The organism is Ensifer sp. D2-11 (assembly GCF_054161295.1).
Genome location: NZ_CP096433.1, coordinates 1,247,928 through 1,270,737, shown reverse-complemented (window position 1 = coordinate 1,270,737; position 22,810 = coordinate 1,247,928). Strand labels below are relative to the sequence as shown.

20 protein-coding genes, 1 pseudogene and 1 riboswitch are annotated in these 22,810 nt (G+C 62.4%); of the genes and pseudogenes, 8 read left to right on the top strand and 13 right to left on the bottom strand.

Annotated elements, in window-relative coordinates; all coding sequences use genetic code 11:
* Positions 1-152: 152 nt before the first annotated feature.
* Positions 153-1,064: an oxygen-dependent coproporphyrinogen oxidase gene (gene hemF, locus M1D34_RS06115; RefSeq protein ID WP_028011984.1), complete on the top strand. Its 912-nt coding sequence runs from the start codon at positions 153-155 to the stop codon at positions 1,062-1,064.
* A gap of 84 nt (positions 1,065-1,148) precedes the next feature.
* Positions 1,149-1,427: a BON domain-containing protein gene (locus M1D34_RS06110; RefSeq protein WP_010969499.1), complete on the top strand. Its 279-nt coding sequence runs from the start codon at positions 1,149-1,151 to the stop codon at positions 1,425-1,427.
* Between the two features lie 75 nt (positions 1,428-1,502).
* Here M1D34_RS06110 and M1D34_RS06105 read toward each other — a convergent pair whose 3' ends face one another.
* The 6 genes and pseudogenes from M1D34_RS06105 to M1D34_RS06080 all read right to left on the bottom strand — a co-directional run bounded on the left by M1D34_RS06105 (position 1,503) and on the right by M1D34_RS06080 (position 6,150).
* Positions 1,503-1,796, bottom strand: a complete 294-nt coding sequence (locus M1D34_RS06105; RefSeq protein ID WP_498781194.1) for an addiction module antidote protein — start codon at positions 1,794-1,796, stop codon at positions 1,503-1,505.
* Positions 1,789-2,006, bottom strand: a pseudogene (locus M1D34_RS06100) (type II toxin-antitoxin system RelE/ParE family toxin); the annotation flags it as partial. The gene M1D34_RS06105 and the pseudogene M1D34_RS06100, both read right to left, overlap by 8 nt.
* A 26-nt stretch (positions 2,007-2,032) precedes the next feature.
* On the bottom strand, positions 2,033-2,647 hold the full coding sequence (locus tag M1D34_RS06095) for an ABC-type transport auxiliary lipoprotein family protein (protein WP_010969501.1): 615 nt from the start codon (positions 2,645-2,647) through the stop codon (positions 2,033-2,035).
* A gap of 81 nt (positions 2,648-2,728) precedes the next feature.
* Positions 2,729-4,099, bottom strand: coding sequence for an MlaD family protein (locus M1D34_RS06090; protein ID WP_498781191.1), 1,371 nt, complete (start codon positions 4,097-4,099; stop codon positions 2,729-2,731).
* 90 nt (positions 4,100-4,189) lie between these two features.
* Positions 4,190-4,999: an ABC transporter ATP-binding protein gene (locus tag M1D34_RS06085; RefSeq protein WP_027989255.1), complete on the bottom strand. Its 810-nt coding sequence runs from the start codon at positions 4,997-4,999 to the stop codon at positions 4,190-4,192.
* Positions 5,000-5,010: 11 nt separating this feature from the next.
* Positions 5,011-6,150, bottom strand: coding sequence for an ABC transporter permease (locus M1D34_RS06080; protein WP_498781189.1), 1,140 nt, complete (start codon positions 6,148-6,150; stop codon positions 5,011-5,013).
* A gap of 185 nt (positions 6,151-6,335) precedes the next feature.
* Between M1D34_RS06080 and dgcA the strand changes: the two genes are divergently transcribed.
* Positions 6,336-7,319 (top strand): N-acetyl-D-Glu racemase DgcA, encoded by a 984-nt coding sequence (dgcA, locus tag M1D34_RS06075; protein WP_498781187.1) that lies wholly within the window; start codon positions 6,336-6,338, stop codon positions 7,317-7,319.
* Here dgcA and M1D34_RS06070 read toward each other — a convergent pair.
* Together M1D34_RS06070 and M1D34_RS06065 are read right to left on the bottom strand one after the other, a co-directional pair.
* Positions 7,271-8,494 carry an MFS transporter gene (locus M1D34_RS06070; RefSeq protein WP_027989258.1) on the bottom strand — a complete coding sequence of 408 codons (1,224 nt, stop codon included), beginning with the start codon at positions 8,492-8,494 and terminating at the stop codon, positions 7,271-7,273. The two genes, dgcA and M1D34_RS06070, sit on opposite strands and share 49 nt — an antisense overlap.
* Positions 8,495-8,742: 248 nt before the next feature.
* Positions 8,743-9,585, bottom strand: a complete 843-nt coding sequence (locus tag M1D34_RS06065; protein ID WP_127540095.1) for a UDP-2,3-diacylglucosamine diphosphatase — start codon at positions 9,583-9,585, stop codon at positions 8,743-8,745.
* 243 nt (positions 9,586-9,828) lie between these two features.
* Here M1D34_RS06065 and M1D34_RS06060 point away from each other — a divergent pair, with 243 nt between their 5' ends.
* The 4 genes from M1D34_RS06060 (at position 9,829) to M1D34_RS06045 (ending at position 15,179) form a co-directional block, all read left to right on the top strand.
* Positions 9,829-12,141 carry an NADP-dependent malic enzyme gene (locus M1D34_RS06060; protein WP_498781185.1) on the top strand — a complete coding sequence of 771 codons (2,313 nt, stop codon included), beginning with the start codon at positions 9,829-9,831 and terminating at the stop codon, positions 12,139-12,141.
* Between the two features lie 204 nt (positions 12,142-12,345).
* Positions 12,346-13,083, top strand: coding sequence for a helix-turn-helix transcriptional regulator (locus M1D34_RS06055; RefSeq protein WP_003534108.1), 738 nt, complete (start codon positions 12,346-12,348; stop codon positions 13,081-13,083).
* A gap of 156 nt (positions 13,084-13,239) precedes the next feature.
* On the top strand, positions 13,240-13,884 hold the full coding sequence (locus M1D34_RS06050; protein WP_498781182.1) for an acyl-homoserine-lactone synthase: 645 nt from the start codon (positions 13,240-13,242) through the stop codon (positions 13,882-13,884).
* 167 nt (positions 13,885-14,051) lie between these two features.
* On the top strand, positions 14,052-15,179 hold the full coding sequence (locus tag M1D34_RS06045) for a DUF2865 domain-containing protein (protein ID WP_498781180.1): 1,128 nt from the start codon (positions 14,052-14,054) through the stop codon (positions 15,177-15,179).
* A gap of 453 nt (positions 15,180-15,632) precedes the next feature.
* On the opposite strand, the gene bluB is transcribed toward M1D34_RS06045, so the two are convergent.
* The 3 genes from bluB to M1D34_RS06030 form a co-directional block, all read right to left on the bottom strand.
* Positions 15,633-16,319 (bottom strand): 5,6-dimethylbenzimidazole synthase, encoded by a 687-nt coding sequence (gene bluB, locus M1D34_RS06040; protein ID WP_498781178.1) that lies wholly within the window; start codon positions 16,317-16,319, stop codon positions 15,633-15,635.
* Positions 16,320-16,364: 45 nt separating this feature from the next.
* Positions 16,365-16,578: riboswitch (cobalamin riboswitch) on the bottom strand.
* Positions 16,579-16,617: 39 nt separating this feature from the next.
* Positions 16,618-17,439 carry an SDR family oxidoreductase gene (locus tag M1D34_RS06035; RefSeq protein ID WP_127540103.1) on the bottom strand — a complete coding sequence of 274 codons (822 nt, stop codon included), beginning with the start codon at positions 17,437-17,439 and terminating at the stop codon, positions 16,618-16,620.
* Between the two features lie 370 nt (positions 17,440-17,809).
* Positions 17,810-19,003, bottom strand: coding sequence for a phytanoyl-CoA dioxygenase family protein (locus M1D34_RS06030; RefSeq protein WP_498781175.1), 1,194 nt, complete (start codon positions 19,001-19,003; stop codon positions 17,810-17,812).
* Between the two features lie 97 nt (positions 19,004-19,100).
* Between M1D34_RS06030 and M1D34_RS06025 the strand changes: the two genes are divergently transcribed.
* Complete coding sequence (locus M1D34_RS06025) at positions 19,101-20,123, top strand: LacI family DNA-binding transcriptional regulator (RefSeq protein WP_498781173.1); 1,023 nt, start codon at positions 19,101-19,103, stop codon at positions 20,121-20,123.
* A 10-nt stretch (positions 20,124-20,133) separates the two neighbouring features.
* Here M1D34_RS06025 and M1D34_RS06020 read toward each other — a convergent pair whose 3' ends face one another.
* Complete coding sequence (locus M1D34_RS06020; RefSeq protein WP_010969512.1) at positions 20,134-20,961, bottom strand: TolB family protein; 828 nt, start codon at positions 20,959-20,961, stop codon at positions 20,134-20,136.
* Positions 20,962-20,963: 2 nt separating this feature from the next.
* Positions 20,964-22,646 (bottom strand): NAD+ synthase, encoded by a 1,683-nt coding sequence (locus tag M1D34_RS06015; protein ID WP_498781171.1) that lies wholly within the window; start codon positions 22,644-22,646, stop codon positions 20,964-20,966.
* Positions 22,647-22,810: the final 164 nt, after the last annotated feature.

The window sequence follows — 22,810 nt, the reverse complement described above, 5'->3', positions numbered from 1 at the left end:
CATTTGTCCCGATCCTCCGCTGAGGCCTTGATTGCGGTAGACTGTCGCTGTCGCCGTGGCACCGTTGCCAAGCAGCTGAAAATATGGACTGTGGCGGCGACATCGAATCGGCGGTTTTCAGTAGGGAAATCCGCGAACGGAAGTGCATCCCCATGGAAAGACCGCAACTGCCACAGGGCCTGCCGGCCGACATCGAAGACAAGAAGGCAGCGGCAAAGGCTTGGTTCGAAAGCCTTCGCGACACGATCTGCGCCGCCTTCGAGGCGATAGAGGACGAATTGACGGGTCCGCTGTCGGATCGTCCCGCAGGCCGGTTCGTCGCCAAGGACTGGCTGCGCGAGGAAGGCGCCGGCGGCGGCGGTCGCATGTCCATGATGGAAGGACGCGTCTTCGAGAAAGTGGGGGTTCACACCTCCACCGTCTTCGGCGAGTTCTCGCCGGAGTTCCGCGAACAGATACCCGGCGCGAGCGACGATCCGCGCTTCTGGGCATCGGGCATTTCGCTGATCGCCCACCCGGTCAATCCCAATGTCCCCGCCGTGCACATGAACACGCGCATGGTCGTGACCACCAGCAACTGGTTCGGCGGCGGTGCGGACCTCACGCCGGTCCTTGACCGCCGGCGCATCATGACCGATCCGGATACCGTGCTCTTTCATCGTGCCATGGAGATCGCCTGCAATCGGCACCCCGTCGCCGATCATGCAAAATTCAAGCAGTGGTGCGACGAGTATTTCTATCTGAAGCACCGGAACGAGCCGCGCGGCACCGGCGGGATTTTCTACGATTGGCTGCGTTCTGCGGAGGAGCTCGGCGGCTGGGATGCGGATTTCGCCTTCACGCGCGATGTCGGCAAGGCCTTCGCACTCGTCTATCCGAGAATCGTCCGGACAAATTTCAACAAGCCCTGGACCGAGCAGGATCGAAACGAGCAGCTCGTGCGCCGTGGCCGGTACGTCGAGTTCAACCTTCTTTACGACCGTGGCACGATCTTCGGTCTCAAGACCGGTGGCAATGTGGAGTCGATTCTCTCCTCCCTGCCCCCACTCGTACGCTGGCCGTGAATCGCAGCTTATTCGGCCTCCCTTGAGACGGCGAACAAATGCGCCGCCTCGGCGTTTCCCTCTCCAGGAGAGAAGGAGCGACGCATGGTCTTCAAGAAACGGACATTCTTCGGCGGTGACCCCGAGAGGCTGCCTGCCGAAGATCCGGCCGAACTCGAGCGCCGAGTCGCTCATTGTCTTGCGGTCGCGCCCGGCCTCGACGCCATAGAGGTCACGGTGACCGGCTCGGGCAGTACGATCCTGCTCGCAGGTACGGTGGCGACCGAAGAGGAGATCGCCCGCGCGGAAGAGGCGGCCCGATCGGTCGAAGGGGTCGCCGAGGTGGTCAATCGCATCGAACTCGCGAAGGTCGGGAGGGGTTGAACAGCCTTTCACCTGCAGAAAAGCGGCTGATCTCAGATCAGGAACAATAAATCCAGTTCAGGCTTTCATCCAGCGTCAGACGGCCGCATCGTGTTTCGGCATCAGGTGAAAACCGAAGGTTTTGAGCACGGCAAGCGTTGTCTCGAGCGTCGGATTCCCGTTCTCGCTAAGCGAGCGATACAGGTGTTCACGAGCAAGGCCAGTCTCGCGGGCGATCTTGGTCATCCCTTTGACGCGAGCAACCGCACCGAGGGCGGAAGCGATATGTTGCGCATCCCCCGTTTCCATTGCCTCGGTCAGAAAAGCCTCAATGGCGCCTTCGCTGGTGAGCAGATCTGACACGTCAAACTCAGTAAACTTTTCAGACATCGATATCACTCCATTGGGCGGCGATCTCTTTCGCCGTTCCGATGTCTCTATCCTGTGTGCCCTGTCCCCAGCACACAAGAGCAGCATGATCAGTTCCCCGCGCTTCTGGAAATAAACCCGATACCCAGGGCCGTGATGAATGCGCAGTTCACTGACACCTTCTCCCACCGGCGAGACGTCGCCGGGATTTACTTGCGCCAGCCGGCACAGGGGCGATAGCTCCTGGAGGACTTCCTTCAGATGGAGCTGAGCGTCCAGCCCACGATATCGGCCGCGACCCGGGCGAACGCGGCATCGAGCGCGGCGACGAAAGCGGGATTGCCGGCGCCTCGCACGGGCACGACGGCGCGGAAGGCCTGCTGTTTGCGGACGGTGCCGTTCCGGTCATCCAATATCTTGGCGAATATCTCGACGACCGCCGTTGCCGCTCCATCGGTAGATATTTCGAAGGCTCTGAGCTCGGTTATCAATTGATAATCGATGGCGAGCCCTTGGCCGGGCTTGCCGACGCGAATCCTGCCTGTATTGTCGAAGGTCTGGACGAGCCTGTCCTGCACCATGCGCGGCAGACTGTCTCCCCATTGGGCCCTGGCGAGATATTGCAGTTCCGATCTCGAAAGGCGAACCACGATCTGGTCGCTGCCCAGGGTCTTCAGCGCCGTCGGTTCCGGAACGAGAAGCTGGCGGTTTGTAGCCCCCGGACGCTCCACGGCAGGAACGGACGCCAGGCTGAACGTGTCGTTCGCCGCCTGGCGCGAGCCGCACCCTGCCAGTATCGCCGCTAATGCAAGGACCACCGCAGACCGGGACGCCGCCGCGCCACGAAAACCTACCAGACCCGGAAAACCCATACGCCAAATATCCCCTAACAACGCGGCGCCGTTCAGCTCCCCGCCCTCAACGCAACCTGCCCGCGACCCTCGATAAACGAATCACCGCCGCGCGCGGCCATCATATTGCTTAACCGTTTCGCCGCCGAACAAAAGGCGCTGCGGATTTTTATCGAAATCGGAAATCGTATTCTGCAGGCTTTGAACCGTGCGGCGCGTGTCGCCGACGAGCGCCTCCACGTCCCGCAGTCCCGAATTGGAGAAACGCTTGAGATTTTCCGCGATCGGGCCCAGTTGCGCATTCAGGTTTTCCGCCACCCGCCGGAAGGACTCGAGCGTTTCGCGTGCCTGCGCAGAAAGCGACGGAGCGTCCGCGTCGCCGAGGAAGCCGTCGATCTTCACCAGGATGCTGTCGACCCGGTTCGATGCCGCATTCAGCTTGTTGGACATTTGCGTGAAATCGGTGATCGTCTGATCGATATCATCCTGCCGGGCGGAAATCTTTTCGGCAAAGTCCGAAACCTGTGCGGCGACCTTGCGGGCGTCCGCACTCGCGGCCGTGATGTCGTTGACGACCAGCCCGACCTTCTGCGCGTCGACGGCGGCTACCAGCGTATCGACCCGCTTCAACGTCTCCTGCGCGCTCTTGCCGAACTGATCGTAAGTTTCCACCGTACGCCGGAATCCGGCGATCGCTTCCGATACCCCGCCCGAAGCATCCTTCAGATTGTTGCTCACCTGCTCGGCATTGCTGACGATGTTGTCTATCTTCTTCGGGTCGACCGACTTGATCAGCCTGTCAGCGCTCGCAAGCGTATCGTCGAGCTTCTTCGATGCTGCATTGACGGAGCCCGACAGTTGTTCGACGCTTTTCAGGAACTGGTCGATCGCACCGGAATTGTCCGCGAGCGCCTTGGAAAAGCGCTCCGCGTTGCCGATGGTTGACGTCAGCGGGCCACGGACGTCGGTGACGAAGCTTTGGATATCCGTGATCGCCGAATTCGCTCGGTCGAGGATCTGGTCCGCGGTCGCCAGCAGGCTGGTGACGCTCGACTGATCGGCAAGGATATGCGCCTGGGTGCCCTTTTCCAGCGCGGTCTTGAGGATATTTTCGTCCCCCTTGCGCCCGCCGCTGAGCTCGATATAGGCCGCTCCCGTCAGCCCCTGAACCTCGAGCGTCGCCGTCGTGGATTTCATGACCGGGGCATCGGCCGAGACTTCGGTGATCGCAATCGAATAGCGAGGATCATTGGCGTCGATCGCAAGATTACGCACGCTGCCGACGTTGATCCCGTTGAAGCGTACCGGTGAGCCCACCGACAGACCATTGGCCGATCCGGGAATGTTGACGACGAGTTCGACCATCTGGCCGGTCCGGCCATATTGCGACATCCAGTAGACGAAGCCGAAGGCCGCGGCGATGACCAGGACGGTGAAGAAGCCGACAATGGCATAATTCGCTTTAGTTTCCATCGGCATTACCTACCTTTGCGGCCCTTGCCGCCTGTTCATGTACTTCTGCGAGCAGGCTTGCCGTAGCTCCCCCGCCTGCGCATTCCCGGCTCAATCCTGCTCGCGCACGATTGCCCTTGCGCGCTTGCCCCGGAAATACGACTTCACCCAGGGCTCGTCGCAGGCGAGCATATCCTCGATGGTGCCTTCGACGAGAACGCGCTTCTTGCCGAGCACCGCGATCCGGTCACAGACCGAGAACAGGCTGTCCAGATCGTGCGTCACCATATACACGGTCAATCCAAGCGTGTCCCGCAGCTTGGCGATCAACTCGTCGAACTCCGCAGCACCGATCGGATCGAGGCCGGACGTCGGCTCATCGAGAAAGACGAGGTCCGGATCGAGCGCAAGCGCGCGTGCAAGCGCCGCGCGCTTGATCATGCCGCCGGAAAGCTCCGACGGATATTTCTCCGCGGCCTCCGGTGCGAGGCCGACCAGTTCGATTTTCAGGCGCGCGAGCTCGTCCATCAGGTCTTGCGGCAGATCGAGATATTCGCGCATCGGCACCTGGATGTTCTCACGCACCGTAAGGGCGGAGAAAAGCGCGCCATGCTGGAACAGCACGCCGAGGCGCATATCGAGTGCGATGCGCTCGGCCTCGCCCATACTGTCGTAGTCGGCGCCAAGAATCTCGATCGTGCCGGAACGCTTCGGCAGAAGCCGAAGGACCGTGCGCATCAGTACGGACTTGCCGGTACCGGAGGCGCCGACGAAGCCGAGAATTTCACCCCGCAGCACTTCGAGATTGAGATTGTCGAGAACGACATGGTCGCCGAAGCCGACGGTCAGATCGCGAACGGAGAGCACCGCCTCTCGCTTGCCCCCCGCATCCGCTTGCTTTTCGATGACCGCCTGAACCATGTTCGCCTACCTCAGAAATCGATTGCCGCGTAGAACATGGCGAACAATCCGTCGATCAGAATCACGACGAATATGGATTTGACGACGGAGGAGGTCACGCGCCGCCCGAGCGACTCGGCGCTGCCTCCGACCTTCAGTCCCTCGACTGCGGCAACGACGCCGATGATGAGGGCCATGAAGGGCGCCTTGATCATGCCGGCCGCGACCGAGGAGAAATCGACCGCTTCCTGCAACCGCGCCAAAAAGGTCGGTATCGTGATGTCGGAATAGGCCCATGCCACCATGGCGGCGCCGGCAAGCGCGGCGAAGTTTGCGATGATCGTCAGGAGCGGCAGGACGATCGTCAGCGCCACGAGACGCGGAAAGACAAGAACGCCGACCGGACTCAAGCCCATGACCTTGAGCGCATCGACCTCTTCGCGCATCTTCATGGAGCCGATCTCGGCAGTAATCGCGCTGCCCGACCGACCGGCGATCATGATCGCGGTAAGCAACACGCCGATCTCGCGCAATTGCAGGATGCCGACGAGATCGACCACGAAAATCTCCGCGCCGAATGAGCGGAGCTGGAACGCTCCCTGCTGCGCTATGATGGCGCCGATCAGGAACGACATCAGGGTGATGATCGGCGTCGCCATGACGCCCATACGGTCGATCTGGTGGACGATCGCAGCAGGCGAAACGCCGGCGTGACGCCCGAGCTTCATCTGCGCGCCGCGTACCGCAGAGCCCAGGATGAACATGGCAGCCACCGTGTCGGTCCAGATGGAGACCGTCAGCTCACCCACGGGCGTAAACAGCCGCTGGAAAAGCGGCATTCTCGTCGCACTCTCTTCCGGCCGACGCAGTTGCTTCGGCAGTGCGCGGACCAATTCGGCGTAGCGCTCGCCGCCCGTGAAACGAACTTCGTCGGCTGTCCCATTCATGAAGCGGCGAATGATCCACGCACCCGCCGTATCCATCCGGGTGATGCCGGAGAAGTCGAATTCGCTCTGGCCGCCCGCGGGCTTTTCAAGCCGCTTCAGCTTGGCGGCCATCGCCTCCGCCGTCTCGTGCCGCCAGTCGCCGCTGAACACATAGCGCCGACCGTTTCCGGCGGCGCCCTCATCGACGACGACGTCGGCAGCGGTCTCTGTTTGGGCACGCGTCACGTGATATCGGTCTTTCAGTTCGTTCTCCGCATAGTCTCTTAAACCAGAATCGATTTGATGACAAAATCATGCGGGAATTCAAAGTCGTACAGTGCCCTTGGTGCGACAGAAATGACACAATGGGCCGCAAGCTTCGCGAAACTCCGCCATTCGCGGTCCGGAGCGGATGAAGTCAAGGGGTCCCTATGCCGATTACTCTTACAGCCACCGTCGAACATTTCCCGATCGCAGGCGCTTTCACCATTTCGCGCGGCTCGAAAACCACGGCAAGCGTCGTCACCTGCCGCATCACCGACGGCGAGCTATCGGGTTGGGGCGAGTGCGTGCCCTATGCCCGCTACGGCGAATCGGTCGAGTCGGTGCTGAGCGCCATCGAGACCGTGCGGCCCCTCATCGAAGAGGACATGACCCGCACCGACCTGCAGACGGCGATGAAGGCCGGCGCCGCGCGAAACGCGGTCGACTGCGCCCTGTGGGATCTCGAGGCAAAGCGCAGCGGAAGCTCCGCTGCCGCGCTCGCCGGAATCGCTGGCCCGACGCCTCTGACCACCGCCTACACCTTGTCGCTCGCCGAGCCGGAGGAGATGAGGGCCCAGGCCGGGAAACACGCCCATCGGGCGCTTCTCAAGGTGAAAGTCGGAACGTCAGACGACACGGCGCGCATTCGCGCCGTCAGGAGCGGCGCGCCGGCGAGCCGCATCATTCTCGACGCCAATGAGGGATGGACGGAAGCCAACATTGCCGCCCACTTCGCCGCCTGCGCCGAGAACGGCATCAGCCTCATCGAACAGCCGCTGCCCGCCGGCCGCGACGAGATACTCGCCTCCCTGCCCCGCCCGGTACCCGTCTGCGCCGACGAAAGCGTGCATGCCACGGAGGACCTCGAAAGGCTCGTCGGCCGCTACGATGCGGTCAACATCAAGCTCGACAAGACCGGCGGGCTGACGGAGGCCCTGCGCATGCGCGCTGCGGCCGAAGCTCTCGGCCTGAAGATCATGGTCGGCTGCATGGTCGGCAGTTCGCTCGCCATGGCGCCGGCGGTGCTCGTCGCGCAGGGCGCGGATTTCGTGGATCTCGACGGACCGCTGCTGCTCTCGAAAGACCGCTCGCCGGGCCTTCGCTACGAGGCCTCGCTCGTCTTTCCGCCGGAGGCCAGCCTCTGGGGCTGAAGATACCAGCCGAGGAAGGTGAAAAGGCAGCCCGAAAGCGCGACCACCGACATGGAGTAGAAGCCGTCGACGCCGAACCAGGCATAGAAATAGCCCGACAGAAAGGTGAAGATCGCCGTGAAGATGCCGGTGTAGAAAAAGTAGAGCCCCTGCGCCGACGCCTCCTGCTCCTCCGCGACACGCTCGACCAGCTTGTGCTGCATGCCCGTATGCATGATCGCATAGGTGAAGGCGTGAAAGCACTGCAGAACGAAATAGCCCGAGAAGCCGAGATCCATCGGGAAGATCAGCCAGCGTACGACCGCGAGCAGGCATCCGGAGAAGATCATCGTCCAGACGCTGAAACGGCGGACGATCGCCCTGGCGAGGAAGAACATCAGCACTTCCGCCGCGACGCCGGCACTCCAGAGAATGCCGATCTGGGTGCCGCTGTAGCCGATATGCTGCCAATAGATGGCGGAGAAGGCGAAGAGCATCGCATGGCTGCTGTTGACCAGTGTCACGCCGACCAGCAGCAGTTGCAGATCCGCCTGGCGCAGCGATTGCGGCGGCGGCTCGGTGATTGCGGTAATCGGTGATGGCCTGCGCGGACGGCCGACACGCGGCGCGGCCACCGCCAAAAGGATGGTGAGCGCGAAGCCCGCCGCCATGGCGGGCAGGACCATCTGCCCGCCGACGATCCCGATCAGCCAGCCACCCAGCATCGTCGCCCCGATAAAGGCGACCGAACCCCAGACACGCATCTGCGCATAGTCGAAGCCCCAGCGCCGCACGCCCGAAAGGGCGATCGCCTCGACGATCGGCACATATGGCGAATAAACCGCCGATTGCAGCGTGTAGATGACGAGCACCGGCCAGAAGCTCTGCGCATAGAAAAGAACGATGGCCGCGGCGAAGGATAGGATGCCCGACCAGATCAGGACGATCGTCCGCTCGCCGATGCGGTCTGCGAGAACGCCCGCCAGCGGTGCGGTGATTACCCGGACGAACATCGGAACTGCAAGCACTATGCCGATTTCGAAGTCGCTGAGCGACAGGCTGCTCAGCCAGACCGGAAAGTACGGCATGGCGAAACCGTTGACGATCAGCGGCGCTGAGAAGAGAAGCGCGATGCGGAGTGCGAAATGGCGCGGCGGGGGCCCCGCGACGAATGCGGGAGCAGATGACGGAATCATGGAAGGACCTGATGGCTGTGGGCCACCATTAGCACAACCGCGCGTGTGTTTGCCATCGGCTAGATCATGATGTTTTAGGTCGAGTCGACCTAAAAACATGAACGTGATCGATTCCAAAAAGTTGAGACGCGGGATGCGGGCGGAAAACCGCGCACACTTTTCCTCATCCCGCTCGTCACTGCGGGTGCTTGTCCACCGGAACGATAGTCGGCCCCCTCCGGGAGTTTTCCCTTACCCCGCAGAATCACTTAGGCGGCCTGCGGTGCGAACCGCCTGACGGGCATCGTCTCGGCCTCCCCGGCTCGCTGCCCAGCGGCGGTGTCGCCGCGCATCTGGTGCCAGGTGATGAGCTCCATCGTGCCGTCGTGATGCTCGGCGATCGCCGTGCAACTCTCCACCCAGTCGCCCGTGTTTATGTACCGAATGCCGTCTATGTCCTCGATGACCGCATGATGGATGTGGCCGCAGATCACGCCTTGCGCGTCGTGACGACGGGCTTCCTCGGTCACGACTTTCTGGAACTCGCCGATGAAGTTCACCGCATGTTTGACCTGCAGCTTGGCCCAGGAGGAAAACGACCAGTAAGGCATGTCGAGACGACGACGTATCGCCGCAAGGCCTATATTGATGGCGATCGCCATGTCGTAGGCCCAGTCGCCGAGATAGGCGAGAACGCGTGCGTTGCGCACGACCACGTCGAACTCGTCCCCGTGCAGCACGAGATAGGTCCGCCCGTCCGCGCCCTTGTGGAGATAGCGCTGCGCCACTTCGATACCGCCGAAGTGAACGCCCGGAAAGTCCCGGAGGAACTCGTCGTGATTGCCGGGGATGTAGATGATGCGCGTGCCTTTTCGTGCCTTGCGCAGAAGCTTCTGGACCACGTCGTTGCAGGATTGCGGCCAATACCAGCTGCGTTTGAGACGCCAGCCGTCCACGATATCGCCGACGAGAATGATCGTCTCCGCCTCGTGGTGCCGCAGGAAATCCAGGAGAAAGTCCGTCTTGGCCGCTTTCGAGCCCAGATGAACATCGGAAATGAAAAGCGTCCGCAGTTTCCGAACGGAATCCTGTTGGGGTGCCGATGCCGCCATGCCAGCCTCATCCTGGTTTAGCCGTTTCACGACCGTCAAAATCAGACTCGTGTTTCAGGAAGATGACATGGGACGCGGAGCACACAGCGAGCGCCGAGTAGCCATGGCTGGAAAGAACCGCGTCGAAACTGTACGTGCCGGGCGATTCATGCCAAAAGGCACGACATCTATCAGCACCGGACGTGAACGCGATTTCACAACCGCGCTCTCGGGTCCACGCAAGAATTCAAGGAATGCAAAGGCATGAACACGGGCGATAAAGCGAAATCCCAGGCCGTTCCCGCCAGCGGAGACATCGATCAGCAGGCACTCTTCTTCCATCGCTATCCCCGCCCCGGCAAGCTCGAGATTCAGCCGACCAAGCCGCTCGGGAACCAGCGCGATCTGGCGCTCGCCTATTCGCCCGGGGTCGCCGCACCTTGCCTCGCCATCAAGGACAACCCCGAGACCGCTGCCGATTTCACCGCCCGCGCCAATCTCGTCGCCGTGGTATCGAACGGCACCGCCGTTCTCGGCCTCGGCAATATCGGTCCCCTCGCCTCCAAACCCGTGATGGAAGGTAAGGCTGTTCTCTTCAAGAAGTTCGCAGGGATCGACGTCTTCGACATCGAGATCGACGCACCGACGGTCGATCGGATGGTCGACGTCATCTCGGCGCTGGAGCCGACCTTCGGCGGCATCAATCTCGAGGACATCAAAGCTCCCGAATGTTTCGAGGTGGAGCGGCGTCTGCGCGAGAAAATGGAAATACCGGTCTTCCACGACGACCAGCACGGGACCGCGATCATCGTCGCGGCCGCCGTCCTGAACGGCCTGGAACTCGCCGGCAAGGACATTGCCGAGGCCAAGATCGTGGCCTCCGGTGCCGGGGCGGCGGCGCTTGCCTGCCTCAACCTCCTCGTCACGCTGGGCGCCAGGCGCGAAAACATCTGGGTCCACGACATCGAAGGTCTCGTCTACAAGGGGCGCGAGGCCCTGATGGACGAGTGGAAAGCCGTCTACGCACAGGAGAGCGACAATCGCGTGCTCGCCGACAGCATCGGTGGGGCGGACGTGTTTCTGGGGCTCTCGGCCGCCGGCGTCCTCAAGCCTGAACTGTTGGCCCGGATGGCCGAAAAGCCGCTGATCATGGCGCTGGCCAATCCTACGCCGGAGATCATGCCAGAGGTGGCCCGCGCCGCGCGGCCCGATGCCATGATCTGCACCGGACGCTCGGACTTCCCGAACCAGGTCAACAATGTCCTCTGTTTCCCGCATATCTTCCGTGGCGCGCTCGATTGCGGCGCACGCACCATCGACGAAGAAATGAAGATGGCGGCGGTCCGCGCGATCGCCGGCCTTGCCCGCGAGGAACCGTCGGATGTCGCCGCGCGCGCCTATTCCGGCGAAACGCCGGTCTTCGGCCCCGACTATCTGATCCCTTCGCCTTTCGATCAGCGGCTGATCCTGCGCATTGCGCCGGCCGTTGCAAAGGCCGCGGCCGAAAGCGGCGTCGCCACGCGTCCGATCCAGGACTTCGACGCCTATCTCGACAAGCTCAACCGTTTCGTCTTCCGCTCCGGCTTCATCATGAAGCCGGTCTTTGCTGCAGCGAAGAACGCGGCGAAGAACCGCGTCATCTTCGCCGAGGGCGAGGATGAGCGGGTGCTGCGCGCCGCCCAGGTGCTGCTGGAAGAAGGCACGGCCAAGCCGATCCTGATCGGCCGCCCGCAAATCATCGAGACCCGCCTGCGGCGCTACGGCCTCAGAATCCGCCCCGATGTCGATTTCGAGGTCGTCAATCCCGAGGGCGACCCCCGCTATCGCGACTATGTCGATGATTATTTCGCCCTGGTCGGGCGGCTCGGCGTCATTCCCGAGGCGGCCCGCACGATCGTGCGCACGAATACGACGGTCATCGGCGCGCTCGCCGTCAAGCGCGGCGAGGCGGACGCGCTGATCTGCGGGGTCGAGGGACGCTACAGCAGGCATCTGCGCGATGTATCGCAGATCATCGGCAAGCGTTCGGGCGTACTCGACTTCTCGGCGCTCAGCCTCCTGATCTCACAACGCGGCGCGACCTTCTTCACCGATACCTATGTGAGCTTCAGCCCGAGCGCGGAGGAGATCGCTCAGACGACAGTGATGGCGGCAAACGAAATCCGCCGCTTCGGCATCACGCCGCGTGCTGCCCTCGTCTCCCACTCGAACTTCGGCTCGCGCGATTCCGAGAGCGCTTTCAAGATGCGCACCGCACTGCAGCTCGTGCGCGAGCTCGCCCCCGATCTCGAGGTGGACGGAGAGATGCACGGCGATTCCGCCATCTCCGAGGTCCTGCGCCAACGCGTGATGCCGGACAGCACGCTGAACGGCGAAGCGAACCTGCTCGTCTTCCCCAATCTCGACGCGGCCAATATCACGCTCGGCGTGGTCAAAACCATGACGGACAGCCTGCATGTCGGCCCGATCCTTCTGGGCTCGGCGCTGCCGGCGCATATTTTGTCGCCGTCCGTCACCTCGCGCGGCGTCGTTAACATGGCAGCGCTGGCCGTCGTCGAATCAAGCCATCCCGTCTGAGGGGTGGCGCGCCTCCTCATTCACTGGAGGGCGGAAAAACGCCGCTTCCACGGGACCGACGCAGCCGCGTCAGCGATATTTGGCTAAAAAGTCAACTTATGATTGCATAAGCGGGATTACTGCACCGTTTATGAAATATTGCACTAGACAAAACCGGCCGCCGTAAACCATGTTTATTATAGGGGCAAGTTTCGGTGTTACGGCATGGCTAATCAACAGGCTGTCCTCAATTTGCTGGATATCGTGGAATATGGAGGTTGCGCAGACCCCGAGCGCTTCTTCGCCCTGATGCGTCGAACCTTCAACATCTCGCATCTCCTGTATCTGGAGGCGGAGTCTCTTCCGGATGGTTTGAGAATCTGCCGCCTGCATCACACTTTCGGCGCCTACGCCGCCGAAATCTACGCCGCCAGGGGGCTTTACAGGATCGACCCGATCCTCAAGCTTGCGCTCGGCGGTGTCAGGCCGGTGGAATGGGCGACAGCGCGGCGCCGCTTTCCGGAATGCGAGCCCCTCTTCGAGGCGGCCGAAGAAATCGGGCTTTCCACCGAAGGCGTGGCCTTACCGCTCCCCTCGCCTGCGGGCCGCATGGCGCTCCTCGCAATCGGTGCAAACATGTCGCCGGTTGAGTGGTCCGCCTACCGCCGCTGCCATCTGCGCGATTTCCAGCTGGCTGCCAACCTCTTCCACGCCTCCATGCTCGAACATTCGGCGATGGCCGGGGCGCTCGACGAGCGCGATCTCCGCCTGACCGGGCGGGAAACGGAGGTGCTCACGTGGTCGGCGGCCGGCAAGAGCTACTGGGAGATCGCAACGATTCTCGGCATATCCGAGCGAACGGTGCGTTTCTTCATGACCAATGCCCGCCGCAAACTCAATGTAGTGTCCAACACGCAAGCTGTAGCGCACGCTGTTCGACATGCTCTGATCCCCACCATCTGACGGGTTGCCGGCCCGGGACAGGACCGGCCACTCGCAGATTCCCCCACAAATCTATTGGGAAAAAATGAGGAAATAAACTGTCACTATAGACAGTTACATGTGTCATCCGAGCCTGACAGCATCGCTACATCGCGTAATCACGCATGGAGCGAAAAAATGATCAGGATAGTGAACGGAAACGGTCGCAGCCAGCACCCCCAGGCCATCGACGAGATGTTCCGGCTGCGTAAGCGCGTGTTCCACGACTTCTTGAAATGGGACGTCAAGACCGAAGGGGACTGGGAAATCGACCACTACGACAAGGCCAATCCGCTCTATGTCATGTCGTACTCGCCGGACACCGGCAAGATTCGTGGCTCCCTCAGGCTCCTTCCGACGCTCGGGCCGAATATGCTGGACGATACGTTCCCGATCCTGCTCGGGGGCAATCCGGAAATCCGTAGTGCGTCGGTGTGGGAATCGAGCCGCTTCTGCATCGATCCCGAAATCTCCCAGGATCGCGCATCGAACCAGGTCACCATCGCCGCGGCCGAACTGATGTGCGGTGTGGGCGAAATGAGCCTTGCCTCGGGCATCAGCCATATCGTCACGGTCACCGATGTGTTCCTGGAGCGAATGTTCCGCCGCATGGGTTGCCCTGGGGAGCGCATCGCCGATCCGCACAGGATCGGCTCCGTCCATGCGGTCGCCATCGCGTGGGAGGTGAGCAGGAACCTGCTCGAAACGATGAAGGCGGTGGCCTCCATCGAGGGCACCGTTCTCGATCGCCCGATGTCGCTTGAAACGGCACGCGCCGCCTGACCCGATAATCCGGGCCGTGCAGATCGCACGGCCCGCAGCTTCCATCCACGGGCATTGCGAATTAACGCAGATGCCCTCTTCCCGTTGCGCCATCTCGACAAGGTCCTATGATGAGACGGTAAGGCGGACACATCGGCAACGGTCCGCTGCAATGCAGGAAGAAGCACGTGTCCGCGTCCCCGAAGGTGGCATCCAAGATCCGGCGCATCGCGGCGGTTCTCGTACCGCTGGCGCTGGCCGCAGCCGGCCCGGCCGCAGCGTCCGGCGTTTGCGAACGGCTGGGCGCACGCCTCGCCGGCCTTCCCACAGGTTTCACGACGAATGCCAGCCTGCGCGATTTCACAGGTGCGGTCTCCCGCCAGAACATCGAGTTGCGCCGCGCCAAGAACGATCGCCGCCGAATGGAATGCAGCAGCGACAGCGTCGTCGTCATCGGCGGCGATGACGAGGCCGCTTGCGCCGAACTCGACGACACGATCGCGCGCATGGAGGCGAATCTACGGCAACTCAAGGCGCAGCGTAGGCATCTGATCGGCGGTGGTGACGACGACGTTCGTCGGCGCATCCTCGCTGCCATGGAACTCAACGGCTGCTCGGGAGCGCCCCGAGAGGGCTGGGATGCCGGAAGCGCCGAAGGCCAGTTTGCGAGCGCCGCCGAGGGAACGGAGGTTCACCGGAACATCCTGCGCGACCTGCCGCCGGACAGCGATGCCTATCCGCTTCTGCTCGACGCCCCCCGGGCCGAGCTACCGCTCACGGAGCACGATTTCGCCGGCAGCCTCAGAACCATGTGCGTAAGGACATGCGATGGCGCCTTCTTTCCCATCTCCTCGCATGCCACGCCGGCAGACTTCGGTCGTGACGCCGATCTCTGCCGCGCGCGATGCCCGGGTGCGGAGACGGAGCTCTACTATCATGTGCTCGCGACGGAAGAAGCCGACCAGATGGTTTCGGCGACGACCGGCCTGCCCTACACCGATCTCCCAACGGCCTTCGCCTACCGGGCGCGCAGTGTCGGCTCACCCGGCATCTGTGGCTGCGGAATCCCGGACCCCGCAACGGATGCCAACGGGCAAAAGGCAGGCTCCGCCGGCAAGCTCACCGTCGTCAGCCCGTCGGTCATAACCATTGGCAGCGAGAAGAAGGCGCCGGCCAAGCCGATAGCAGAACGGCCCTACGACCCGGCCAAAAACAAGGTCCGCGTCGTCGGTCCGACCTTCCTTCCGCAGGAAGAGAGCGCGATCGACCTCAAGCATCCGCTTGGGCCCCGTTACCAGCCGCTGCAGGAAAACTGACATACGCCGTTGCGAGCATTTTGCAAGAATGGCGATGCTCTTGAATTCCTTGAGTACCGACTGCGCGGCCTACTGGACTTGTCCTTTGACCGTTGCCGATCAAAGGACAAAAACATGCAGAAGATCAAAGCGCGTCTGATAAGACGCGCGGCGCTGTACGTATCGAAGGACTGCAATCTCTCCTCTTCCTCATCCCTGTGCTTGTCACAGGGATCCAGCAGCGCCGCGTCTGCGGCGCGGGAAGAGTCCTTTCAGCCCAAGGACTTGGTCTGGCTGGATCCCTGTGACAAGCACAGGGATGAGGAGATCAACAAGCCGCGGCGGGTATCCCGAAACTCAACAGGCCTTGGGGCGGGGTGAGGAAAAGTGTGTGCGGTTTTCCGCCGCATCCCGCTCTAACCTCTTGGAATCGATCGCGTTCAAGTTTTTTGGTCGACCGACCTAATAACATCGTCATCTAACGGAGCCCCAGCCTTCCTCGAAAACGAGATCTTCGAGCGGCAAGCGCTGTCGCCAGCCCTTCGCGGCGAGTTCCGGCTCTTGATACAGCTTGTCGACGAAACCGAGGCACAGCCAGGCGACGATTTCGACATGATCCGGGATTCCGAGGATAGCCTTGATCTCGCTCTCGTGGAAAATGCTGACCCAGCCGACGCCCACGCCCTCCGCCCGCGCGGCGAGCCAGAGGTTCTGGACGGCGCAAACGGTCGAGTACAGATCCATCTGCGGATTATGGGTGCGGCCCAGGACGACCGCTCCGCCGCGCGTCCGGTCGCAGGTCACGCAAATGCTGAGCGGCGCCTTGCGAATGCCTTCGAGCTTCAGCGACCGGTACTTCGCTTGCCTTTCGCCGGAAAACATCTCTGCGGCCTCGTCATTGGCGCGCTGGAAAGCCCGCCAGACTTTCTCCCGCGTCTCGTCCTGGCGCACGAGCACGAAGTTCCAGGGTTGCATGAAGCCGACTGACGGCGCCTGGTGCGCCGCACCGAGCAGGCGGGCGATCAGTTCCTCGGACAATGGTTCGGGCAGGAACTCGTCGCGCACGTCGCGACGCGTCTCAATGGCACGATAGACGGCGGCGCGCTCGTCCGACGAAAAAGCTCCGGCGGCCGTAAGGCAGCCGTTCGGGTCAGGCAGCATCGTTCGATCCCCAACAATGCGGAAACCTCCCGCCGTCCGCGCGGGGCCGGTCTATCTCGCCAGGCCGGTCTTCTGACTTCGGATCATCCGTTCGCACCGCCTTCCCGAATAGCTTCAATATTCAGTGGCAAAGCTCTGAAAAGATTCAGAGCCTTTTTTTGGCGAGAACGTCCCCTTCACAGCGCTGGGCACGTGCCGGAACTGCACCGGCTTCCCGATTCTCCCGCATTTCGCGGGCACCTGACGGCGGCATATGGCCACAGGTCCCCACGAAAGGCAAGGCAAGCAAGCGGGAGCTTCAGAGCGGCGCCTCCGGATGAGGCGAGGCGTCATAGGCACCCCAGATCGACTGATCGAAGCAGATGACGGAACCCGTCATGAGGCCGGATTCTGCCGATGAGAGATAGGCGCAGGCACGCGCGACCTCGGCCGGGTCGACGAGCCTGCCGAAGGGCTGGCTCGCTGCCGCCTTTTCGAGCCAGTTCGCCGGCGCATCGTGATATTCGCGCTGGATCCGGTCTTCGCCTTCCGAGGCCATCCAGCCGATGTTGAGGCCGTTGACCCGTATCCGGTTGCGAAGGACGGCATAGGCGGTATTCTTGGTCAGCGTCTCCAGCGCCCCCTTCGACGCACAATAGGCTGCGATGAAGGGCTGACCCGCCTTCGCCGACATGGAGCCGATATTGACGATCGTGCCCTCCGTCTTCTCGCGCCGCATCACCTTTATCACCTCCTGCATCAGGAAGAATGGCGCCCGCACATTGACCGCGAACATCCGGTCGAAGAGTTCCGGGCTGGTGTCGAGGATCGTACCCCTGTCGGTGATCGCTGCGGCGTTGACCAGCGCATCGACGCGGCCGAAGGCGCGGTCGCAAGCCGCCACGACGGCACGGGCATCCTCCACCCGCTCGAGATCCGCCGGTACGTAGACGACCTTCGAACCCGTCGCCGCGGCGATCTCGGCAGCTTTCGCCTCGCCCTTCGCCGCGTTGCGCCCGCAAATGACGACGCCGGCGGCGCCGCGCTCCGCGAAGAGTGCGGCAATCGTGGCACCGAGCCCCTGCGTGCCCCCGGTCACAATGGCGATCTTCCCGTCCAGTCGGGCGTGGTCCGTGCTCATCCTGATCCTCCCTTTGAGATGTTGGTGAATATGCCTTGGTGAGCGTGCATTAATGCCTGTTGAGATTTGGGATACCCGCCGCTACTTGTCTGATCTCCTCATCCCTGTGCTCGTCACAGGGATCCAGCCAGACCAAGTCCTTGGGCTGAAAGAACTCCTCCCGCGCCGCTGACGCGGCGCTGCTGGATCTCTGTGACAAGCACAGAGATGAGGAGGAGAGATTGCAGTCCTCCCCACGCTGACCGACGTGCTCGGCAACCTTGTCCGCACCGCCCTACGCGCCGACAAACCCACCAGAGCACCAGCGCCATCATCCATCTCGCAGTAGCCGTGACAAACTCAAGGTCTCAAAAGGCCTTAGCCAAGACGGCTAGCTTAGCTTTTTCGCCGCCTGATCGGCCAGCGCTTCGGCAAACGCCTCAACACTCCATTCGCCGGCGAGCGCTTCGTGCATCAGCTGTGCCTGCGTCCTGGGCGCCAGCCCCCCAACCGGCGGATCACGATCGAGATTGGTCGGGAACGAATACCCCTCGGCGCACGCGGCAACCGCATTGGCAATTTCGTCCTGCGTGAGCTTGCCTCCGGCCGCAAGAACTTTCAGAGCCGGAAAGAGCACGGCGCACATGTGTTCGCGATCCACCGTTTCCATCGCCCGGCCGAAGGCGGAGGATACCTGCAGAAGATTGGCCACACGCTTGATTCCGGCAGACCGGTTGCTGCCCGCGGCGTGGAAAAGCGCCGGGTTGAAGAACACGACGTCGCCCTTCTCCAGCGGCAATTGCACGTGGTTCTCTTCGAAATAGGTGCGGAACTCCGGCCGTTTCAAAGCGAGATATCCGGGCAGATACGTCTGGCTATAGGGCAGGAACAGGGTTGGCCCGCTTTCGACCGGCATGTCGCAATGGGCGACCGCGCCCTGGAGCGTCAGGACCGGCGAGAGCCTGTGCACATGCGCCGGATACTGCTCTATAACGGCCGAGGTCTGAAAGCCGAGATGATAGTCGCGATGCGGCGATTGAGACGCGCCGCCGGGATTGACGCGGTTGACCTGCGCCGTCATCTGGTAGTTCGGACCGAGCCAGGCTTCGCTGACGAGCGCGATGATGGCGTTGCCGTAATAGGCCGCGAAATTCTCGGGGTTCTTCAGGCAGTGCTTTTCGAGTGAATTCCAGATTCTGTCGTTAGCGCCGGGCTTGGCGAAATGATCGCCGCCGCCGCTGTTGGTGCGGTGTTGTTCCTCGATGATCTCGTCGAAGATGCGGCTCGCTTCGTCGATCACCCGCGTATCGGTGAAGGCGCGCTTGAAGACCGCCACGCCCGGCCCGGTCGCAAGCGCCTCGCAGATCTCCGCAAGCACCGACCGCCTGCCGTCCTGCGTGGCGCAATCGCCGGCAAGACGGGCGCTGTCATAAATCAGGACGTTCTTCTGGCAGTCCGCCGCGTACGGATAGTCCGCCAGGCTGACACGGTGCTCGACCGCCGCACGAAATTCCTCGATATCGCAGGCCGCCTCACTGAGCCACACGCGTTCCAGACGCGCCCCCGCGGGATTGTCCGTCTTCATCAGCTCTCCTCCTCAAGGATGACGATGATGCGACTATACGGCTTGCCCGCTTCTGATATAGAGCAGGAATCCATCAAAAAGCCATCAGGAGGGACCGGTGGCACATCCGTTTCTTGTCAAGGACATCGCCTTCCAGGCGGGACTCAGTACGGCGACCGTCGATCGCGTCCTCAACGGCCGGCGGGGCGTGCGCCAGCAAACGGTGATGCGCGTCAATGCAGCCATTCGTGAACTCGAGAGACAGCAGGCGGGCCTTGAGGTACAGGGACGCAGATATGCCGTCGACGTGGTGATGGAGGCGCCGGAACGCTTCACCGAAGCGGTGCGCAAGGCATTCGAAAGCGAAGCCGCGACCTTCATGCCTACGGTTTTCCGGTCCCGCTTCCATTTCGCCGAGACCATGCGGCCGCAGGACATCAGCCAGTTGCTCGACCGTATTCGGCTTCGGGGAACCGACGGAGTAGTCCTCAAGGCGCCCGACGTGCCGGAGATTGCCGCCGCCGTGGCGCGGCTCGAAAATGCCGGAGTTGCGGTCGTCACGCTCGTTACCGATCTGCCGCATTCATCGCGAACGGCCTATGCCGGGGCTGACAACCGCGCCGCCGGTGAAACCGCAGCCTACCTGATCGGCGAGCGCTTCGCGGACCGGCCTGCGACTGTGCTGGTCACCATATCGAGCAGTCGCTTTCGCGGCGAAGAGGAACGCGAGATCGGTTTTCGCCGCGTGCTGCGGGAAAAATATCCGCATATCGGCGTGGTCGAGATCAGCGAGGGCCATGGCAGGAACGAGGAGACAGGCGCTCTTGCCCTTAAGGCAATCACCAGCCATCCGGAGATCAATGCTGCCTATTCGATCGGCGGAGGCAATCGCGCTGTGCTCGACGCCTTCGGACAGTTGCAGCGCGGCTGCGTTCTCTTCGTCGCTCACGACCTCGATGAGGACAATCTGGATCTCCTGCGTCGGGGCTTGGTCCAGTTCGTTCTTCACCACGACCTGAAAACGGACGTCCGCATGGCTTTCCACGCGGTCCTGGAGCGCCGGGGCGCACTGCGCGCCTCCGAAAAGCGGCATCTTTCCGCGGTCGAAGTAATCACCCCTTACAACCTGCCGCGTATCTGACCCCCGCTGGCTATTCCTCCGGTTCGTAGCGTACGAAGGCAAAGGCGGTGCCCGAGGGCGACCAGTTCGGGACATTCACCGTCCCCTGCCCGCCGAAGAGTTCGAGCAGTACGCGCGCATTGCCGCCGTCCGGATCCATCAGGCGGAGACGCACGTCGAGATCGCGCGGGTGGTCGAAGACATCGCCGTCATAGGAGAGCACGAGCAGGTGTCTGCCGTCCGGAGAAGGATGCGGAAACCAGTCGCCATAAGGACTGTCGGTGATGCGCTGGACATCCTTGCCGTCCGGCCTAACCCGCCAGATCTGCATGCGGCCGGTACGGCTCGAATTGAAATAGATCCACTCCCCGTCCGCAGACCAGTCCGGCCCGTCATTGCGGCCCTGCCCCTGCGTCAGGCGGCGTTCCTCCCCGCCATCGACCGGTATCGTGTAGATGTCGAAGACCTGATCGCGGATCCCGCAATAGGCAAGCATGCGCCCGTCGGGCGACCAGCCGTGCCAGTAGGACGGCAGGTTGCGTGTGACGAGCCGCGGCGTGCCGCCCTCTGCCGGCAGGAGATAGATTGCCGAACTGCCGAATTCCGTCTTGTCGCTGATCACGAGCGTGCTGCCGTCGGGCGAGATTCCGTGATCGTTGTTGCAGTGCCGGGCAAAGCCGGTGTCGATCTCCGTGGGATCGGAACCGTCGAAGCCAAGCCGGTAAAGCCTGCCGTCGCCGTTGATGATGAGGAATTTTCCGTCGGGTGACCAGTTCGGTGCCTCGACCAGCCGCTCCGTCTGCCAGACGACGCGCGTCTCGCCGGTCGCAATGTCGAAGATCTCCACCGAACTGCGCATGATTACCCCCTGTCGCGGAAGCGGTTGGTGATGGGATAACGCCGGTCGCGGCCGAAATTCTTCCTGGTGATCTTCACGCCCGGCGCCGACTGGCGGCGCTTGTATTCAGCGATGTAGAGCAAGTGCTCGATCCGGTGAACGGTTGCCTCCTCATGTCCGCGGGCGACGATCTCCTCCGTGCTCATCTCCTTCTCGACCAGGCATTCGAGAATGTCGTCGAGCACGGGATAGGGCGGCAGCGAATCCTGATCCGTCTGGTCGGGGCGGAGTTCGGCCGACGGCGCCTTGTCGATGATGTTCTGCGGAATGACTTCGCCTGACGGGCCTAGCGCTCCCGGCGGAACGGTGCCGTTTCGCCAGCTTGCCAGCGCGTAAACCTGCATCTTGTAGAGATCCTTGATCGGATTGAAACCGCCGTTCATGTCGCCGTAAAGCGTGGCGTAACCGACCGACATTTCGGATTTGTTGCCCGTCGTCACCACCATGGAGCCGAACTTGTTGGAGATCGCCATCAGGATCGTCCCGCGCGTGCGGCTCTGCAGGTTTTCCTCGGTAATGCCCGCTTCGGTTCCCTCGAACGTGTCGGCGAGCGCGCTGAGGAAGCCCTCGACCGGTTCTTCGATCGCTACGATGTCGTAGCGGCAGCCGAGCGCCTTGGCGCATGCCTCGGCATCCCGCAACGATTCGCGCGAGGTGTAGCGGTAGGGCAGCATGACCGTGCGAACCCGCTCCTCGCCCAACGCATCCACCGCAAGCGCCGTGCAGATCGCCGAATCGATGCCGCCGGACAGGCCAAGAACGACGTTCCTGAAACCGTTCTTGTTGACGTAATCACGAAAGCCCAGCATGCAGGCGCGGTAATCCGCCTCTTCGCCTTCCGGTATGCGCGACTTGAGCCCGTTGGCCGAGATCCAGCCGCCCGCGCCCCTTTTCCATTCGGAGACGGCGACCGCCTCTTCGAACTGGCTCATCTGGAATGCCAGCGACTTGTCCGCGTTGAAGGCGAAACTCGCGCCGTCGAAAACCAGCTCGTCCTGGCCGCCGAGCTGGTTGGCGTAGATCATCGGGAGGCCGGTCTCGATCACCTGCCGCAGCACCACCTGATGGCGCACGTCGACCTTGCCGCGATAGTATGGCGAGCCGTTCGGCGACAGGAGGATTTCGGCGCCACTCTCCGCGAGGGTCTCGCAGACGCCGAGATCGCCCCATATGTCCTCGCATACCGGAATGCCGATCCGCACGCCGCGAAAATTCACCGGGCCCGGCATCTCACCCGCGTCGAAGACGCGCTTTTCGTCAAACTCGCCGTAGTTCGGCAAGTCGACCTTGTCGCGGATGGCGATGACCCTGCCACCGTCGAGAACCGCAACGGAATTGTGCCGGAGGCCGGCGGCCTGCCGCGGAAAGCCGATGACGACGCCCGGCCCGCCATCTGCCGTCTCCGCCGCAAGCTTCTCCACCGCCTGTTCGCAGGCCTTCAGGAAAGCGGGCTTCAAGACGAGGTCCTCCGGCGGATAGCCGGAGATGAAGAGTTCGGTCAGAAGCAGCAGATCGGCGCCTTCGCGCGCCGCCGCCGTCCGTGCCTCGCGTGCCTTTGCAACGTTGCCGGCAATGTCTCCGACCGTCGGATTGAGCTGTGCCACGGCGATCCGTAGCGTTGAGGGAGCGGCTTTCTGTGCAGTCATGAGCGGGCCCGTCGTCTCTCGTCAGCGAATGCATGTTTCGTTCGCGTTGTTCTTACCGCATCCGGCGGGAAAAAACCCACACTCAATCGAGATCCGGCGGAAAAAATCCGAAAAGCTCCGTGTTTTCGGACCGTTACACGAAGTGCAGAAATTCTTGCGCGGCC

Bases quoted from the DNA above. Each gene is read 5' to 3' on its own strand.
- M1D34_RS06050 (WP_498781182.1), top strand. From the start codon at position 13,240: ATGATCAGGATAGTGAACGGAAACGGTCGCAGCCAGCACCCCCAGGCC.
- dgcA (WP_498781187.1), top strand. From the start codon at position 6,336: ATGCCGATTACTCTTACAGCCACCGTCGAACATTTCCCGATCGCAGGC.
- M1D34_RS06015 (WP_498781171.1), bottom strand. From the start codon at position 22,646: ATGACTGCACAGAAAGCCGCTCCCTCAACGCTACGGATCGCCGTGGCA.
- M1D34_RS06060 (WP_498781185.1), top strand. From the start codon at position 9,829: ATGAACACGGGCGATAAAGCGAAATCCCAGGCCGTTCCCGCCAGCGGA.
- M1D34_RS06105 (WP_498781194.1), bottom strand. From the start codon at position 1,796: ATGTCTGAAAAGTTTACTGAGTTTGACGTGTCAGATCTGCTCACCAGC.
- M1D34_RS06055 (WP_003534108.1), top strand. From the start codon at position 12,346: ATGGCTAATCAACAGGCTGTCCTCAATTTGCTGGATATCGTGGAATAT.
- M1D34_RS06065 (WP_127540095.1), bottom strand. From the start codon at position 9,585: ATGGCGGCATCGGCACCCCAACAGGATTCCGTTCGGAAACTGCGGACG.
- M1D34_RS06035 (WP_127540103.1), bottom strand. From the start codon at position 17,439: ATGAGCACGGACCACGCCCGACTGGACGGGAAGATCGCCATTGTGACC.
- hemF (WP_028011984.1), top strand. From the start codon at position 153: ATGGAAAGACCGCAACTGCCACAGGGCCTGCCGGCCGACATCGAAGAC.
- M1D34_RS06095 (WP_010969501.1), bottom strand. From the start codon at position 2,647: ATGGGTTTTCCGGGTCTGGTAGGTTTTCGTGGCGCGGCGGCGTCCCGG.
- M1D34_RS06030 (WP_498781175.1), bottom strand. From the start codon at position 19,003: ATGAAGACGGACAATCCCGCGGGGGCGCGTCTGGAACGCGTGTGGCTC.
- M1D34_RS06085 (WP_027989255.1), bottom strand. From the start codon at position 4,999: ATGGTTCAGGCGGTCATCGAAAAGCAAGCGGATGCGGGGGGCAAGCGA.
- M1D34_RS06020 (WP_010969512.1), bottom strand. From the start codon at position 20,961: ATGCGCAGTTCGGTGGAGATCTTCGACATTGCGACCGGCGAGACGCGC.
- M1D34_RS06070 (WP_027989258.1), bottom strand. From the start codon at position 8,494: ATGATTCCGTCATCTGCTCCCGCATTCGTCGCGGGGCCCCCGCCGCGC.
- M1D34_RS06090 (WP_498781191.1), bottom strand. From the start codon at position 4,099: ATGGAAACTAAAGCGAATTATGCCATTGTCGGCTTCTTCACCGTCCTG.
- M1D34_RS06110 (WP_010969499.1), top strand. From the start codon at position 1,149: ATGGTCTTCAAGAAACGGACATTCTTCGGCGGTGACCCCGAGAGGCTG.
- bluB (WP_498781178.1), bottom strand. From the start codon at position 16,319: ATGCTGCCTGACCCGAACGGCTGCCTTACGGCCGCCGGAGCTTTTTCG.